Origin of the sequence: Bartonella sp. CM120XJJH (assembly GCF_042194715.1) — a bacterium.
Taxonomy (GTDB): Bacteria; Pseudomonadota; Alphaproteobacteria; order Rhizobiales; family Rhizobiaceae; genus Bartonella.
Map to the genome: position 1 here is coordinate 1 of NZ_JBHINE010000001.1, position 13,752 is coordinate 13,752.

Genomic DNA, 13,752 nt, shown 5'->3' on the forward strand with positions numbered 1-13,752 from the left:
GGCAAAGGTTTTTTAGTGAACTGGGGACTGACCTTTGCTTGATAGCCATGGCGTTTGGCGAGTGTCTCAACAATCTCCCCAACAGTTTTGTGATCAAAATGTTCACTCATCTGTTCTTTGAGCTCTTTACGCATCGAGGCGCTTTTACCACAAAGGCGCAAAATCTCTCCATCACTGCCCCCACAATTTACAACCGATTCGACAACAAAACACCCCATAAAAGCACTGATGCTGTTCTCATAGCCAAAGATCACCTGGAGCGCACTGTTGCTCTGTGGAACCTCTAAATCATTGCCGTTATCATCAAATTCTGCTTCAAATGTATCGGCTTCATTACCGGCATGGTCCGTAATGGTTGCGGTTAAAAGACGTTGGTAAAAAACCGCGTGAACAGGTTTGTCTCCCACCTTGACCACAATAAAGGGGTGTGTACGCATTAATCCCATAGCCGCTTCACCGTGCTTTGGGGATTAGACAACACAAATTCAGGCAGAATGACCTTCAAGCCCCGCGGTAAAAGCACACCATATTGGGCAATCTCTGGATTGGCTTCCAATGTAGCTTCTAAAAAGAGGTATTGGAATAGTAATGACAAAAATTGCTATTGAGCATTTAAAAAGAAAGAAATATCATGTTATTGGTATGCAAGCCTCTCACGAGGGAATTGGCATTTATAAAAAATTGGGTTTTATAAAATTTGGTGAATTCAAAGTTTGTTCCAATAAACACATAGCGGTTTAGCTATGAACTCTTTTTTTGCTAATCTACAAGAGAATTTATTATTTTCAGCAAAACTCAAATATAGAAAACAAATCTATACAACCAAGAAAGTTTAGCCAATCTCCTTTAATACTGATAGTGAAAAGCTAACAGCAGTTATTACAAATATAATTATTTCAAATGACTCACTCAAATTTTCTTACTTTCATGATTTTCAGGGTCATTGTCTTAAAAAAGATATCTATCACAGATCTAAGCTTAACAAGTGAATTTTTTTATTTGATATGATCGATAATTTACTGTTTGTTACTCATATTTATGAAGAACTCGAAAGCAAATATTTAAAAATACAGTTGCATCATATTTTTTAGATAGTTACTCTGTTAGTCAATTAATAGAAAAAATCAATGTTAGATATATTCAATAATTTTGATACCGATTTTGGCTCATCCTGTTTTGCCACCAATATAAGAAACAGCAAATATAGTGGGATCAGCCAGCTTTAATATCGCCTTGTAAAAAGTCTTTCCTTCTATCCTTTTTGCTATCAAATTCTGATTTTACAATTCCTAGCTCTCTTTTTTATACTCAAAATTGCCTCTGAAACAGGGTACATTAATCTTAAAAAATATATAAAAGAAGCAAATTATAACATTTTTCTCATCCTTCTTAATACAAAATAACTGTTAAACTACAATGCGCTAATACTTAACAGTCATACCTCCAAAACAGCATATAATGACAAAACAAATTCATAAAGTGAAGATTTTTCACAATCAATTGTTGTATTAATCTTTCCATAATGCATAAAAATGATGAAGCGGCCCTCGCCCTTTACCTACTTTTAAAGCATTTGAGGCAGTTAAAGCGCCATGCAAATAATCTTTTGCTTGTTTAACAGCGCAATCCAAAGGTTGGGTAGGTAACAGAGCTGCAATAGCGGCAGAAATGGTACACCCTGTCCCGTGATCATGAGTGGTTGAAAGACGAGAAGCTTCAAGCATAACAAGGTTTTCACAATCACAATAAAGATCTGGACTAGAACAATCGTAATTTTCTGTACTATTTCTGCTAAGCGTATTCAAATGCCCCCCTTTTAACAAAACTGCATGACACCCTAGCGCCAAAAGTCGTGGAGCATATTGATACATACTCTCTAAAGACCATTGCACTTCACCTCCCAATAACAGTGCAGCTTCAGGCAAATTTGGCGTGATCAAAGTTGACATCGGCACAAGAACGTCACGCATAATTTCAATTGCATCAAACTTTAAAAGAACATCACCACTTTTTGCAACCATAACCGGATCAAAAACAATGAAACGCGCTTTATGATAAGCAAGACGCTCTGCAATAACCTGTGCAATCTGAGCATTTGCAACCATACCAATTTTAACGGCATCAACATGGATATCCTCAAAAACAGAATCAATTTGATCTGCAACAAAAGAAGCATCTAATGCCTGAAAAGAACGCACACCCTGAGTATTTTGTGCAACAACAGCTGTAACCACACTCATACCATAAGTTTTCATAGCTGAAAAAACCTTCAAATCCGCCTGCATTCCAGCGCCACCAGAAGGATCTGTTCCCGCAATAGATAAAATCCGTGGAATAAAAAGTTTATCTTTTTGTAATTCCATCAACCTCTTTCCTTCTGTTTTTAAATATCGGAAAATAAGTTACCGAAAAAATAGATGTTTGAAAAAACATAAAGAAGATGTTTTCTCATGTGAGTTATATTATATATGAAGTCTTCTTATAGATATAAAATGGAAAATGTAGTGCTTATCCTTCGTTCTATTCTTTTTACGTTCGCTTTTTATACAACAACTCTCATACAAATGATTCTTTACGCTCCCGTTTATTTTTTAATGCCCCGCAAAAAGGCATGGATTGTCCCTAAAACATGGGCGCGCGTTACACTCTTTTTGCAAAAATACATCGCAGGCACAAGTTATGAGATTGAAGGATTAGAAAATCTTCCCAAAGGACCCTATATCATTGCTCCAAAGCATCAATCGGCTTGGGAAACTTTCAGTCTTGTTCCCTATTTTGATGACCCCACTCTCATTTTAAAACGTGAATTGATGTGGATTCCATTGTTTGGCTGGTATATGGCAAAAACACAAATTATCCCCATTAACCGCACAACGCCCATCAAAGCCTTAAAAATGGTTATACAAAAATCAAAAGAAAAAGTAAAACAAGGGCGCCAAATCTTGATTTTTCCCGAAGGAACACGCCGACAACCTGGTCAAGAACCAGATTATAAGTCAGGAATTGTCGCGCTCTATAATGAATTAGGACTTCAAGTTGTTCCTATTGCACACAATGCGGGTTTATATTGGCCACGCAATAATTTTCGCCGCTATCCCGGAACAATTCGTGTCCGTATTCTTCCCCCGATAGAAGCGGGTTTAAGCAAACGTGATTTTCTAGATCAACTTGTCCAAAAAACTGAAAAAGCGTGTGATGAACTGCTTCTCTTAGCAGCTCAAGATCCCACCCCTCCTCCTATGCCACCATACGCTGTTCAGAAACTGCAAAAACTAAATCATCATGAAACAATGCGCTGATTGATCAGAATAACGTATCACTTTGTATATTGGTATATTGAGCGAAGTATATGGAAACAAAAATATTAAGAAAAATACTTCAAACTTTCTAATTCAAAATTATAAAACACATGTACATGATAAGAAATGATCAATGTGTGATTTTTTTTGAGAAAGAGTTCTTCCTCTCTTTAAAATTGTTTAAATAACATACATCACATTGATTTACAATGATCTTTTATAGCCATTCAACTTGAATGGGAATCCTGAATACCGTAAGATTCTCTCATTTCAAATCTATTTGATGTTGAATCAATTAGAATCATTTGCTTGCACATTACAAGCGGGAATACCTCGTGTGAATAAAATGATATAAGAAAAGATTAAAATGCTTTTTACGAACCTTCTCAATCTCAAGTGCCAAGGGCTATCCTAACAGGAGGACAAGAAAAATGTATGATTATGCCGATTCGTTCCTTCCTGAGAAACATCAATCCCCCCCCCAAGAACCTGAAATCTTGTACAATCTTCATTATTTAACTTGTATAATCTTCATCATTTAAAAAGTATTTCTTGAGATACTTAAGTCATCAAACCAAATTCAAGGGGAAAATAAAAGATGAGTGTTGGTTTTTATCTCTGAGACACAACGGATACAGCAATTAACCATCTTTCCTCCCTATCCTAGACTTAAAAGCTTTGTGTGCTACATTAAAACAATTCTAAATAACGAATAAGAGGGAACTCAATTTAAATTAATGCAACGTCTCTTCTATAATTTATTTTTTTCTTTCATTTTGATTTTATCCAGCGCTGTTGCTCAAGCGCAGCCTTTTATTTCTGTTGATGTTACAACGGGGCATATCTTAAAACATAATCAAGCTTTTGAGCGTTGGTATCCTGCTTCCTTGACAAAGTTAATGACCGCTTATGTTATTTTTCGTGCCATGAGCCGAGGGGAAATTTCACCAGACAAACATATCACCATCAGCGACTACGCCGCAAAAGCTCCCTCATATCGTTCAGGCTATAAAGCTGGTTCTGTACTCACACTTGATACAGCTTTAAGTATCACCATGGTTAAATCGACCAATGATTTGGCCATTGCCATGAGTGAAGCTGTTGCAGGTTCACAGAAAGATTTTGTACGTAAAATGAATAGCGAAGCTAAACGTTTAGGCATGTTTGGCACCCATTTTGCGAACGCAAGTGGTTTACCAGACCCTCAAAACTACTCCACGGCACGCGATATTGCTCTCTTAGCTGTTCAAATACGTCGAGAATTTCCACAATATGCTCATTATTTTTCTATTCCAGCCATTGATTTTGGTAATAATCGAAAAATCCAGCATAACTCAAACAATCTCATTGGCCGTTTTTATGGAATAGACGGTATGAAAACAGGCTTTATTTGTGCCTCTGGTTTTAATCTTGTTGCCTCAGCCACCCGCAATAAACGTACAATTATTGCTGTCATTCTGGGTGCTAACAACATAAGTGAAAGAGAAGAAAAAGCTGCACAACTTCTTGAAATAGGATTTTTGCACCAAGGAAGCCCCCAATTAACACTAGCAACATTAAAACCTTATGGGAGCAACATAACACAAGCCAACAATATGAGACAACAAACATGCACACCTGAAGCCATAAAAATGCATGCAAATTCATATGATGATCAAGGAAATATTATTCTCACTTCTCCTTTTATCACTGCTCCACCTTCTTTTTCTCATCCTTTATCAGTACACCTCATTCGTACGCCACAAACACCTAAAATGACAGTAAAACCACTAAGAAAACCCTATATTCCGTATAAAAGGCACGCAAACCATTCTATAAAAAACCATAAATCATAACCTTACAATTCATTATAATACTTTGATTTATAATGATAAATTAATTATTTTGTACCTTATGTCAGCACCACAAGTATGTAAAATTCTCTCATTTCAAATCTGTATTTGTTGAATCAATAAAAACCAGTCACTTGCGCGCCACAAGGTGGATGAACATGTAGATAAAATAATAAAAACAAAGAATAAAAATTCTTCCTATAAGTCCTTTCAAGAACCAAGAATTATCATAACATTGACGCTAAAAAGTGTATGATATACCATGTGCACTTAACCTTATAAGCGTAAAGATAGTGGTACAATGGATTCATAGGAGATTGACCATTATATCCCTCGTGAATACCATTATAAATTGGTTAGACGTACTAAGATATGTTTTTTTAAACAAAACCATGATTGATGATTAACATGAAAATAAAGCGCATCCCTCTCACGCTTATTACTGGTTTTTTAGGCTCTGGCAAAACAACTTTGCTCAACCGTATGCTACAAGACCCTCTTTTAAGAGAATGTGCTATTATCATCAATGAATTCGGTGAAATCAGTATTGATCACCTTCTAGTTGAAAAAACGACAGAAGGAATTATTGAGCTTGCCAATGGTTGCTTATGCTGCAATTTACGTAGTGATCTCATCGATACATTAATTGATTTAATAAATCGCGTTCAGACAGGACAGATCAAACAACTCCATCATATTATCATTGAAACCACAGGGATGGCTGATCCCGCCCCTATTTTACAAATACTTTTAAGCCACCCGTTATTTATTCAAACATTGTCTATAAATGCTGTTCTTGCAACATTTGATACATTAAGCACACTTTCCATATGTGAGCGCTATCCTGAAATATATAAACAATTAATATTTGCTGATAAAATTATTCTCACCAAAACAGACCTTATGGTCCAACAAACACCTTCAGATACGCTCCTTAACACACTTAAAACAATAAATCCTACAGCACAAATCATTGACGCCCATTCTGAAGATTTTTGTTCAAAGCTGTTAATAAATAACACATTCTGGGATGAAAAAGTAGAAAATACAAAACTTAAACAAAATCTTATGACCACCCCACATGATCATACCCCCCATAAAACCATTCGTACCTTTTCACTAAACTGTGAAGATCCCGTTGATTACACCACAATTGAAGCTTTTTTAGATATCCTACAAGAGCGTTATGGTACAAAATTATTACGTATTAAAGCAATTATCGCATTGCGTGATGACCCTTGTCGCCCACTTGTATTACATGGCGTACAAACATTTTTTCATGCTCCCATAAGATTGCCAGCATGGCCAAAAGGAATAAAACAAACACGTTTTGTCATCATTGCCGATGGTGTTGAAAAAGAAGCAATACAAAAGCTCCTCAATGCTTTTTTTAATAAACCAGCAATAGATACTGCAGACAAAACAGCTCTCTTAGAAAATCCTCTAGTCATTCCAGGAATAAAATTTTAATTTTTTCTCCCCTTCAATGATACAACATTAAATTCATTGGCACCACCATCTTTATGCTTTTAAAGGAGTAAACCAGCACCATCACACACTTTGCTAATTGCCAATGTTGAAACAAAAAGCTCTTGGCACTTTAAATGGTTCGTAAAAAGCATATTAGTCTTTTCTTGCACCGTTTCACCCACATGGCTATCCTCGCTCGTAATGTGCAAGCAAATGGTTTTAATTAATTCAACATAGAAAAGCTTTGAAATGAGAGAATCCTACGATATTCAGAATCCTAATTTAAATCGAATAACGCTAAAATAGCATTATAAATCAATATGTTATAAATATTCTTATTCAAGTTTATTCACATAATGGAATAAAAAATAAGAAAATACATATTTTTAACAATGCTTTCCACACCATAATGCCTCCCATAAAATTATTCCTACCTTTTCACTGGACGGCAAAATTCCCATAGACTACCACAATTGAAACTTTTTAGCTTTCTTACAAAACCGCATGACGCAAAATAACCACGTAGTAAAACACTCCAGCGCTAACATATTACCTTTATTTGTAAAATAATCGCCCTAACACAAAATAGAACATCATTGTATCACGAATTCACGCATTCGTTTAAAAACACCGTCTCTCAATACGCATCATCCCTATTTCAAGACGCTACCCATAAATAATATAATACAAATTCTCCATGAAATGTATGAGCCCCATTCTTCATCTTTACTCCATAAATATGCAAGCTGGTAGCCTCATGCTCTTGCCAGTTGAAAATGCTCTAGAAAACCTTGGTATTTTAGAGTACTCATGAGAAATATCCGTACTCCTTTCTTTAAGAGTTTTGCTCACATACCAATCCAATTTTATGGCGTGCAAAAAATGGTTTTGATTAATTCATTATAAACAGATGTTAAGATAAAAGGATCTGATGATATTGAGTCCATTAACTCAAATTGCAAAATGATAAATTATTATAAATCAAATTGTTATGATGAAAAATTTAATATCCATCAATCTGTAATCAGATTGTTTTCTCTCTAAATGCGCTTCATCTGCAAACCACTTCATGTGATTCATTTCACAAACCGATTGGACAAATTCTTGGTTCTAAAATATTCTGCTCAACTCTATGATTTACTCCAGCTAATTGAAATCAAAATCCCTGTTGAGGCAAAAAACCAAAATCAGACAGAGGCAATATCGCATTTTAAAATATGTGAATGTATCTTATATAACAGCGACAAGATAATATTTTACAGCATGAAAGAATAAAACTCTTTGAAAGAAATAAAAAGAGAGGTACATTTTATGTTAACTTACTCTTCACTAAAAACGAAGATTGGCACCAGTACTGATGTGCAAACAATCCAACTTCTTTGAGAAAATTCCTCTTGGTTTCTCACTTCATCTGATTTACTTTCATAAGACTCTATGAAAAAAATCTGCACTTTAAAATATTGGCCACTCACTAAAAAAACTTATGCGTAAAGTTTTTGCATATCCTGTCGAGATCACCATTTATTAAGTGATAGTGTTTACGGTGCAGTAAGATACAATCACATTCACTGCATTCGAGAAACTGAAGTTTTATCAATATCGTGATTAAAAACGTAACGTTTTCCATAAACTTCAACAGTTGGAGGTTGACGATTTTTTTCAAAAAAATCATAACCTTTCTTAAGCATAACCCAGAATTGATAATGAGGATCATTGCTATGACGTGACATATTATCCTCGGTCATGCGGAAAGGAAAAGCCTGCAACTGAAACTCTGTTTGTCCTCCCTTAAAAGCATCCCGTGCAAACGCATAAATCTGAGCCATGTTCTTATCACTCATAGAATAACAACCTGCGGAAAAGCAAGAACCATGCACCATAAGATTGCTTCCTGTGCGACCATTTTCCTGATCATAAAGGTTAGGAAATCCTATATTAAAAGAAAGATAATATTTTGAATAAGGATTCATTTGGTTTGCGCTAATAGTATAAAAACCCTCTGGTGTCTGAAGATCCCCTTCTTTATATTTAGGTCCAAGCTTACCAGACCATTTGCAAATGCCATAGCGAGCAACCAAGATAAAAGGCCCTGAACGAGATTGCTTCCAAACTTCAGCAAGATTTTCTTCCTTGAAAAATCGCATTACAATTGGTGCATAAGGATCAATATCGTACAAAGCCATTCTATTCTGGATTTCTTGCGGCAACGGCTGCTCAACCTTAGCACGAATAGATGCTGGTAATCTTCCTTCACATGCCGTCAATATTCCCATTACAATCAACACACACACAGCGAGGAATCTGCTAAATGTCATCGAATAAAACTCCAATCAACACCTCTCACAAAAATAATCTATGTTAGAGATCGACCAATTTGAAGGTATTTTTCCCTTCGCTCTTGTTTAAGAGCTTCACCATCTTTTCCAGCCATAGCTTTTAAAGCCTCTGAAATAACATCACCCGTTGCATCAATGACAATCTCTTTGCCACGATGCGCTCCCCCTAAAGGTTCCGAAATAATGCCATCAATAATCTTTAAGCGATACAAATCTTGAGCGGTAATACGCATATTCATTGCAGCATCTTTTGCACGAGCTGGATCACGCCATAAGATAGAAGCTGCTCCTTCTGGTGAAATAACAGAATAAATTGCGTGCTCCAACATATAAACTTTGTTGGCAGCCGCGATTGCTATCGCCCCTCCAGAACCGCCTTCTCCAATAACAACGGAAACCACAGGAACTTTTAGGCGCAAAGTTGCAGCTGTTGATTGAGCAATTGCTTCCGCTTGCCCACGTTCTTCAGCGCTTACCCCAGGATAAGCACCTGCTGTATCAATAAAAGTGAGGAGAGGCAAACCAAAGCGGTCAGCCATTTCCATAATACGTACAGCTTTACGATAGCCTTCTGGACGTGCAGAACCAAAATTATAACGCAAACGTGTTTGCGTATCGTGACCTTTCTCTTGACCGATATAAGCAACGGCCTCACCTTTAAAGCGTGCAAACCCCGCTTGAATAGCCTCATCTTCAGCAAACTTGCGATCTCCGGCCAAAGGCGTAACATCACTCAATAGGCGTTTAGAATAGTCCATAAAATGGGGACGATCAGGATGACGAGCGACTTGTGTTTTTTGCCACGGCGATAATTTTTTATAAATATCGCGCAACGCTGTTTGAGATCGCGCTTCAAGACGAGCAATCTCATCGCTCATATCAAGACTGCCTTTTTCCTGAGAAATTTTTTTTAATTCAAGAATTTTCCCATCAAGATCAGCAACGGGTTTTTCAAAATCAAGATAATTATACATTTGTACCAACTCATTCAGTGTCACTTATACACTTATAATTTGCTTTATAAAGTCTTTTTCAAAAACATCACCTTTTCTTTAACGAGCCTTTTGCTCATCGGCAAGTGGATGATGCTCATTGACTAAACGATAAAGTCCCTCTTCCAACACGTGGGTATAAATCTGAGTAGTAGAAATATCAGAATGACCTAACAAATGTTGAACTGCACGCAAATCAGCACCATTTTGCAAAAGATGGCTAGCAAAAGCATGGCGCAACACATGGGGAGAAAAGCTATCACTTTCTACCCCTGCTCTTCTAGCGAGATTTTTCAACTCCCGCGCAACGACTTGACGAGCAATATATCCTGTCTCGGAATGCGCAGGAAAAAGATAAGGACTTGCGGCATCCTTCCCATGATCACGCAAATCCAACCACTGTAAAAGCACTTGGCATGCTTTTTTTGATAACAGCACCATTCGTTCTTTTTTGCCCTTACCACGAACCAAAACGCTGTACTCCTTCCTTCGAACAGACTGAACCGGCAAACTCACCAATTCACTGATGCGCAAACCCGTTGCATACAGCATTTCAATCAATAGCTGAAGACGCAGTGAACGGAAATACTCTTTGGACCCATAATCTGCTTGATTAACCTCCAACTGTGCCAAATCAAGCAATTTTATCACTGCATCTTCACTCATGATTTTGGGCAAAGGACGCCCCTGACGAGGTGCATCAATATCATGAGAGGGATCATCTGCTCTCAACCCTTCAGCATAAAGAAATTGATAAAACTGACGCAAAGTCGATAAACGTCGCGCTTGCGAAGATGCCGCAAAACCAAAAGTATGCATAAGCGACAAAAGGGTAATTAAATCTTCTTTTTGTGCTGAAAAAAGCGAAACAGAATGTGAAGACAATTCGTCTTGTGCCCACTGCAAATCATGCTGATAAGCCGCAAGCGTATGAGGTGAAGCCCCTCTCTCCGCGCTCATCATCTCAAGAAAATGATCTATCACAGCACCACTTTTCATTTCATTGATTCGCTTCTGTAGAAAGATTCCATGAATCCAAGGGAACATCAATGTACATATCCACACTTACTGGTTCAACCCAAACCACAAGAGCACCCATTATAACGAAAAGAACAGAAAGCAAAATGAAAAGAATCATCAAAAATCTGGTCAATGTTGGCATAAGACAATAACCTACCCAAAAATATTCTATCTTGTATTATGCCTCACAAAGATTAACAGGAATTGACTTTAAGATGGATAAATGCCGAAATAAAGTTATGAAAAGCAATCAACCAAAACGCGTTCCCATAACACAGATAAAGAATCAGCTCTTATCGTCCCTTGATAAAAGAGCACTTGTCCTTGTTGGTCTTATGGGGGCAGGCAAATCAGTGATCGGAAAACGCGTTGCCACCATGCTTCGTTTACCCTTTTATGATTCTGACCAAGAAATTGAAAAAGCTGCACAAATGACAATCACTGAACTCTTTGAAATTTATGGTGAATCCGAATTTCGTGCTCTTGAACAGCGTGTTATTCTAAACCTCATGAAAAAAAGTCCCCTTGTTTTAGCAACAGGTGGTGGTGCCTACATAAATGAAAATATCCGAAAAGCCATTCACAAAAATGGTATATCCATATGGCTAAAAGTCGATCTTGATATCCTCATGCAACGTGTCTCAAAGCACCCAACACGCCCCCTGCTTCAAACAGCCAATCCTAAAGAAACCATGCAAAAACTCATGGAACAGCGTTATCCTATCTATGAAAAGGCAAATTTAACAATTAACAGCCATAAAGAAAGCCGTCATACCGTAGCACAAAATGTTATACGATCTGTACAGCACTACCTATACACAGAAATTAAAAATAGGGATAACCAGCATGCAAACTAAAACAGTCACCGTTAAACTGGACAAACGCTGTTACGATATCATCATTGGTCCGGGTCTAATTGCACAAGCTGCTTCACAGATTAAAAATGCTCTTAACAAAAAAGATCCTCATCCAACGCGCTTGGCACTTGTTACAGATACAAATGTCGCGTCCCTTCATTTGGAGATACTACAAGCAGAGTTAACAAAAAATAACATTCATACTATCCCTATTATTGTAGAAGCGGGAGAACAATCAAAATCATTTTCAACCCTGCAAGTTGTCATCGATCAAATTCTTGCCGCGCGTTTAGAAAGAGGCGACTGTGTTATTGCTTTTGGCGGTGGTGTCATTGGCGATTTAGCAGGATTTGCTGCAAGTATAATCCGCCGTGGTATGAACTTCATTCAAATGCCCACAACGCTTCTTGCACAAATTGATTCCTCTGTCGGTGGAAAAACAGGCATCAACAGCCGATATGGCAAAAATCTTATTGGTACTTTTTATCAACCGCAATGCGTTATTGCTGACACCTGTGTCCTTGATACCCTATCGCTGCGCGAATTTCGTGCTGGTTACGCGGAAATGGTCAAATATGGACTCATTAACCAGCCTGATTTTTTTGAATGGCTTGAAAAAAATGGACAAGAAGTCTTTTCTAATGGCCCTATACGAACAGAGGCCATTGTCCGCTCCTGCCAATTTAAAGCTGACATTGTAGCACGTGACGAACACGAAACAGGAGAGCGCGCACTCTTAAATCTCGGCCATACATTTGGACACATGCTTGAAACAGCAACCGCTTATGACTCAAAACGTTTAATTCACGGTGAAGCTGTATCAATTGGAATGATTCTAGCGCATCAATTTTCTGCTCAACTAAATTTAATAAGCCCCGCACTTACACAACGCATTGAAGCGCACTTCAAATCTATAGGATTACCTACACAATTAAAGGATATCCCAGGGTCTCTACCAGATTCTGAAACTTTCATGACTCTCATTGCTCAAGATAAAAAAGTTTCTCAAAACAATTTGACCTTCATCTTAACACGCGGACTTGGTCAATCATTTATTGCAAAAAATGTTTCACCAGATGCAGTTTTGACTTTTCTGGAACAAAAATTAGCAGAAATCCGTTAATTCATATTGAATATAATTGATTCGTTTTTATACTTCTATTAAAGGTTAAATATGATGATGTCTGCGTAGCTCAGTAGGATAGAGCACAGGATTCCTAAAGAAATTGGGCACTTTAAGGAGAAATCCTCAAAGTGGATCTGCTCAAATTCGGGGAAAGCTTCATGGGAAACTATATGCCAATCCCGAGCCAAGTCTCTCTTAAAATGAGAGAAAGGTGTAGAGACTGAACGGGCAGCACCTAAAGAGCTAAAAGCTTCAAGGTGAAGAGACAGTCCAGACCACAAACAGTCGATAAGGCTGGCGGTGAAAATCGAAGTGGTATGAATCCTGGGGTCGCAGGTTCGAATCCTGCCGTAGACACCATCGTATCAATCAATTATTCTTTGTGCGCAATATAGGAATATAGGGAAGCATCATGAAAAAAACTTTACACTTTTTAGGATTTTTCACCGCTTTAAGTTTATCGCTCTTCAGCTCAAACAATAGCTTAGCTGGTTCTTTAATCATTGAAGTACCAGATAATCCAGAACCAACAACCCAGACTGTTACCTACCAATGCGATACTGGAACAACTAAAGAACGCGTTGAGGCAGTCTATCTTAATGCTGACAATATTTCGTTGGTTGATTTCAAATGGAAAGGTGATCGCGTCATTGCTGCTAATGTCATCGCTGCGACAGGAGCAAAATTTGCAGGAGCTCAGTATATCTGGTGGGAGAAGAACAACGAAGTCACGCTTTATGACCTTGCTCAGGATCCAGAAGAAAAAACACCTATCCTCTGTAAAGATGAGTCAACATTATTATTTTAAATAACACGGGAA

12 protein-coding genes and 2 pseudogenes are annotated in these 13,752 nt (G+C 37.5%); 7 read left to right on the forward strand and 7 right to left on the reverse strand.

Features of this window, described 5'->3' with window-relative positions:
- Positions 1–437: pseudogene (locus tag ACFIKU_RS00005) on the reverse strand (late control protein); the annotation flags it as partial.
- A pseudogene (locus tag ACFIKU_RS00010) lies at positions 437–571 on the reverse strand (tail protein X); the annotation flags it as partial. The pseudogenes ACFIKU_RS00010 and ACFIKU_RS00005, both read right to left, overlap by 1 nt.
- Positions 572–588: 17 nt before the next feature.
- Here ACFIKU_RS00010 and ACFIKU_RS00015 point away from each other — a divergent pair.
- The gene (locus tag ACFIKU_RS00015; protein ID WP_375641208.1) at positions 589–741 is read left to right on the forward strand and encodes a hypothetical protein; all 153 of its coding nucleotides are present in this window, start codon (positions 589–591) and stop codon (positions 739–741) included.
- 767 nt (positions 742–1,508) lie between these two features.
- On the opposite strand, the gene thiD is transcribed toward ACFIKU_RS00015, so the two are convergent.
- Entirely contained in the window at positions 1,509–2,363 is an 855-nt protein-coding gene (gene thiD, locus ACFIKU_RS00020; protein WP_375656319.1) for a bifunctional hydroxymethylpyrimidine kinase/phosphomethylpyrimidine kinase, read from the reverse strand.
- 129 nt (positions 2,364–2,492) lie between these two features.
- Here thiD and ACFIKU_RS00025 point away from each other — a divergent pair, with 129 nt between their 5' ends.
- The 3 genes from ACFIKU_RS00025 to ACFIKU_RS00035 all read left to right on the forward strand — a co-directional run bounded on the left by ACFIKU_RS00025 (position 2,493) and on the right by ACFIKU_RS00035 (position 6,601).
- The gene (locus ACFIKU_RS00025) at positions 2,493–3,299 is read left to right on the forward strand and encodes a lysophospholipid acyltransferase family protein (RefSeq protein ID WP_375656320.1); all 807 of its coding nucleotides are present in this window, start codon (positions 2,493–2,495) and stop codon (positions 3,297–3,299) included.
- Between the two features lie 737 nt (positions 3,300–4,036).
- Complete coding sequence (locus tag ACFIKU_RS00030; RefSeq protein ID WP_375656321.1) at positions 4,037–5,134, forward strand: D-alanyl-D-alanine carboxypeptidase family protein; 1,098 nt, start codon at positions 4,037–4,039, stop codon at positions 5,132–5,134.
- A 405-nt stretch (positions 5,135–5,539) separates the two neighbouring features.
- A complete protein-coding gene (locus ACFIKU_RS00035; RefSeq protein WP_375656322.1) occupies positions 5,540–6,601 on the forward strand; it encodes a CobW family GTP-binding protein in 1,062 nt (353 codons plus the stop codon).
- A gap of 59 nt (positions 6,602–6,660) precedes the next feature.
- On the opposite strand, the gene ACFIKU_RS00040 is transcribed toward ACFIKU_RS00035, so the two are convergent.
- The 4 genes from ACFIKU_RS00040 to ACFIKU_RS00055 form a co-directional block, all read right to left on the reverse strand.
- Positions 6,661–6,783, reverse strand: a complete 123-nt coding sequence (locus ACFIKU_RS00040; RefSeq protein WP_375656323.1) for a hypothetical protein — start codon at positions 6,781–6,783, stop codon at positions 6,661–6,663.
- Positions 6,784–8,166: 1,383 nt separating this feature from the next.
- The gene (locus ACFIKU_RS00045) at positions 8,167–8,916 is read right to left on the reverse strand and encodes a L,D-transpeptidase family protein (protein ID WP_375656324.1); all 750 of its coding nucleotides are present in this window, start codon (positions 8,914–8,916) and stop codon (positions 8,167–8,169) included.
- Between the two features lie 38 nt (positions 8,917–8,954).
- Positions 8,955–9,911 (reverse strand): acetyl-CoA carboxylase carboxyltransferase subunit alpha, encoded by a 957-nt coding sequence (locus tag ACFIKU_RS00050; RefSeq protein WP_273722483.1) that lies wholly within the window; start codon positions 9,909–9,911, stop codon positions 8,955–8,957.
- A gap of 78 nt (positions 9,912–9,989) precedes the next feature.
- On the reverse strand, positions 9,990–10,928 hold the full coding sequence (locus ACFIKU_RS00055; protein ID WP_375641215.1) for a site-specific tyrosine recombinase XerD: 939 nt from the start codon (positions 10,926–10,928) through the stop codon (positions 9,990–9,992).
- A gap of 260 nt (positions 10,929–11,188) precedes the next feature.
- Here ACFIKU_RS00055 and ACFIKU_RS00060 point away from each other — a divergent pair, with 260 nt between their 5' ends.
- The 3 genes from ACFIKU_RS00060 (at position 11,189) to ACFIKU_RS00070 (ending at position 13,740) form a co-directional block, all read left to right on the forward strand.
- Positions 11,189–11,806: a shikimate kinase gene (locus ACFIKU_RS00060; RefSeq protein WP_375656404.1), complete on the forward strand. Its 618-nt coding sequence runs from the start codon at positions 11,189–11,191 to the stop codon at positions 11,804–11,806.
- Positions 11,796–12,929 carry a 3-dehydroquinate synthase gene (aroB, locus tag ACFIKU_RS00065; protein WP_375656325.1) on the forward strand — a complete coding sequence of 378 codons (1,134 nt, stop codon included), beginning with the start codon at positions 11,796–11,798 and terminating at the stop codon, positions 12,927–12,929. The genes ACFIKU_RS00060 and aroB overlap by 11 nt, the downstream gene beginning before the upstream one ends.
- Positions 12,930–13,344: 415 nt before the next feature.
- Positions 13,345–13,740 (forward strand): MliC family protein, encoded by a 396-nt coding sequence (locus ACFIKU_RS00070; protein WP_375641217.1) that lies wholly within the window; start codon positions 13,345–13,347, stop codon positions 13,738–13,740.
- Positions 13,741–13,752: the final 12 nt, after the last annotated feature.

Excerpts from the sequence above, each read along its gene's own strand:
- ACFIKU_RS00035 (WP_375656322.1), top strand. The coding sequence starts at position 5,540 with ATGAAAATAAAGCGCATCCCTCTCACGCTTATTACTGGTTTTTTAGGC.
- ACFIKU_RS00055 (WP_375641215.1), bottom strand. The coding sequence starts at position 10,928 with ATGAAAAGTGGTGCTGTGATAGATCATTTTCTTGAGATGATGAGCGCG.
- ACFIKU_RS00070 (WP_375641217.1), top strand. The coding sequence starts at position 13,345 with ATGAAAAAAACTTTACACTTTTTAGGATTTTTCACCGCTTTAAGTTTA.
- ACFIKU_RS00050 (WP_273722483.1), bottom strand. The coding sequence starts at position 9,911 with ATGTATAATTATCTTGATTTTGAAAAACCCGTTGCTGATCTTGATGGG.
- ACFIKU_RS00045 (WP_375656324.1), bottom strand. The coding sequence starts at position 8,916 with ATGACATTTAGCAGATTCCTCGCTGTGTGTGTGTTGATTGTAATGGGA.
- ACFIKU_RS00060 (WP_375656404.1), top strand. The coding sequence starts at position 11,189 with ATGAAAAGCAATCAACCAAAACGCGTTCCCATAACACAGATAAAGAAT.
- aroB (WP_375656325.1), top strand. The coding sequence starts at position 11,796 with ATGCAAACTAAAACAGTCACCGTTAAACTGGACAAACGCTGTTACGAT.
- ACFIKU_RS00030 (WP_375656321.1), top strand. The coding sequence starts at position 4,037 with ATGCAACGTCTCTTCTATAATTTATTTTTTTCTTTCATTTTGATTTTA.
- ACFIKU_RS00015 (WP_375641208.1), top strand. The coding sequence starts at position 589 with ATGACAAAAATTGCTATTGAGCATTTAAAAAGAAAGAAATATCATGTT.
- thiD (WP_375656319.1), bottom strand. The coding sequence starts at position 2,363 with ATGGAATTACAAAAAGATAAACTTTTTATTCCACGGATTTTATCTATT.
- ACFIKU_RS00025 (WP_375656320.1), top strand. The coding sequence starts at position 2,493 with ATGGAAAATGTAGTGCTTATCCTTCGTTCTATTCTTTTTACGTTCGCT.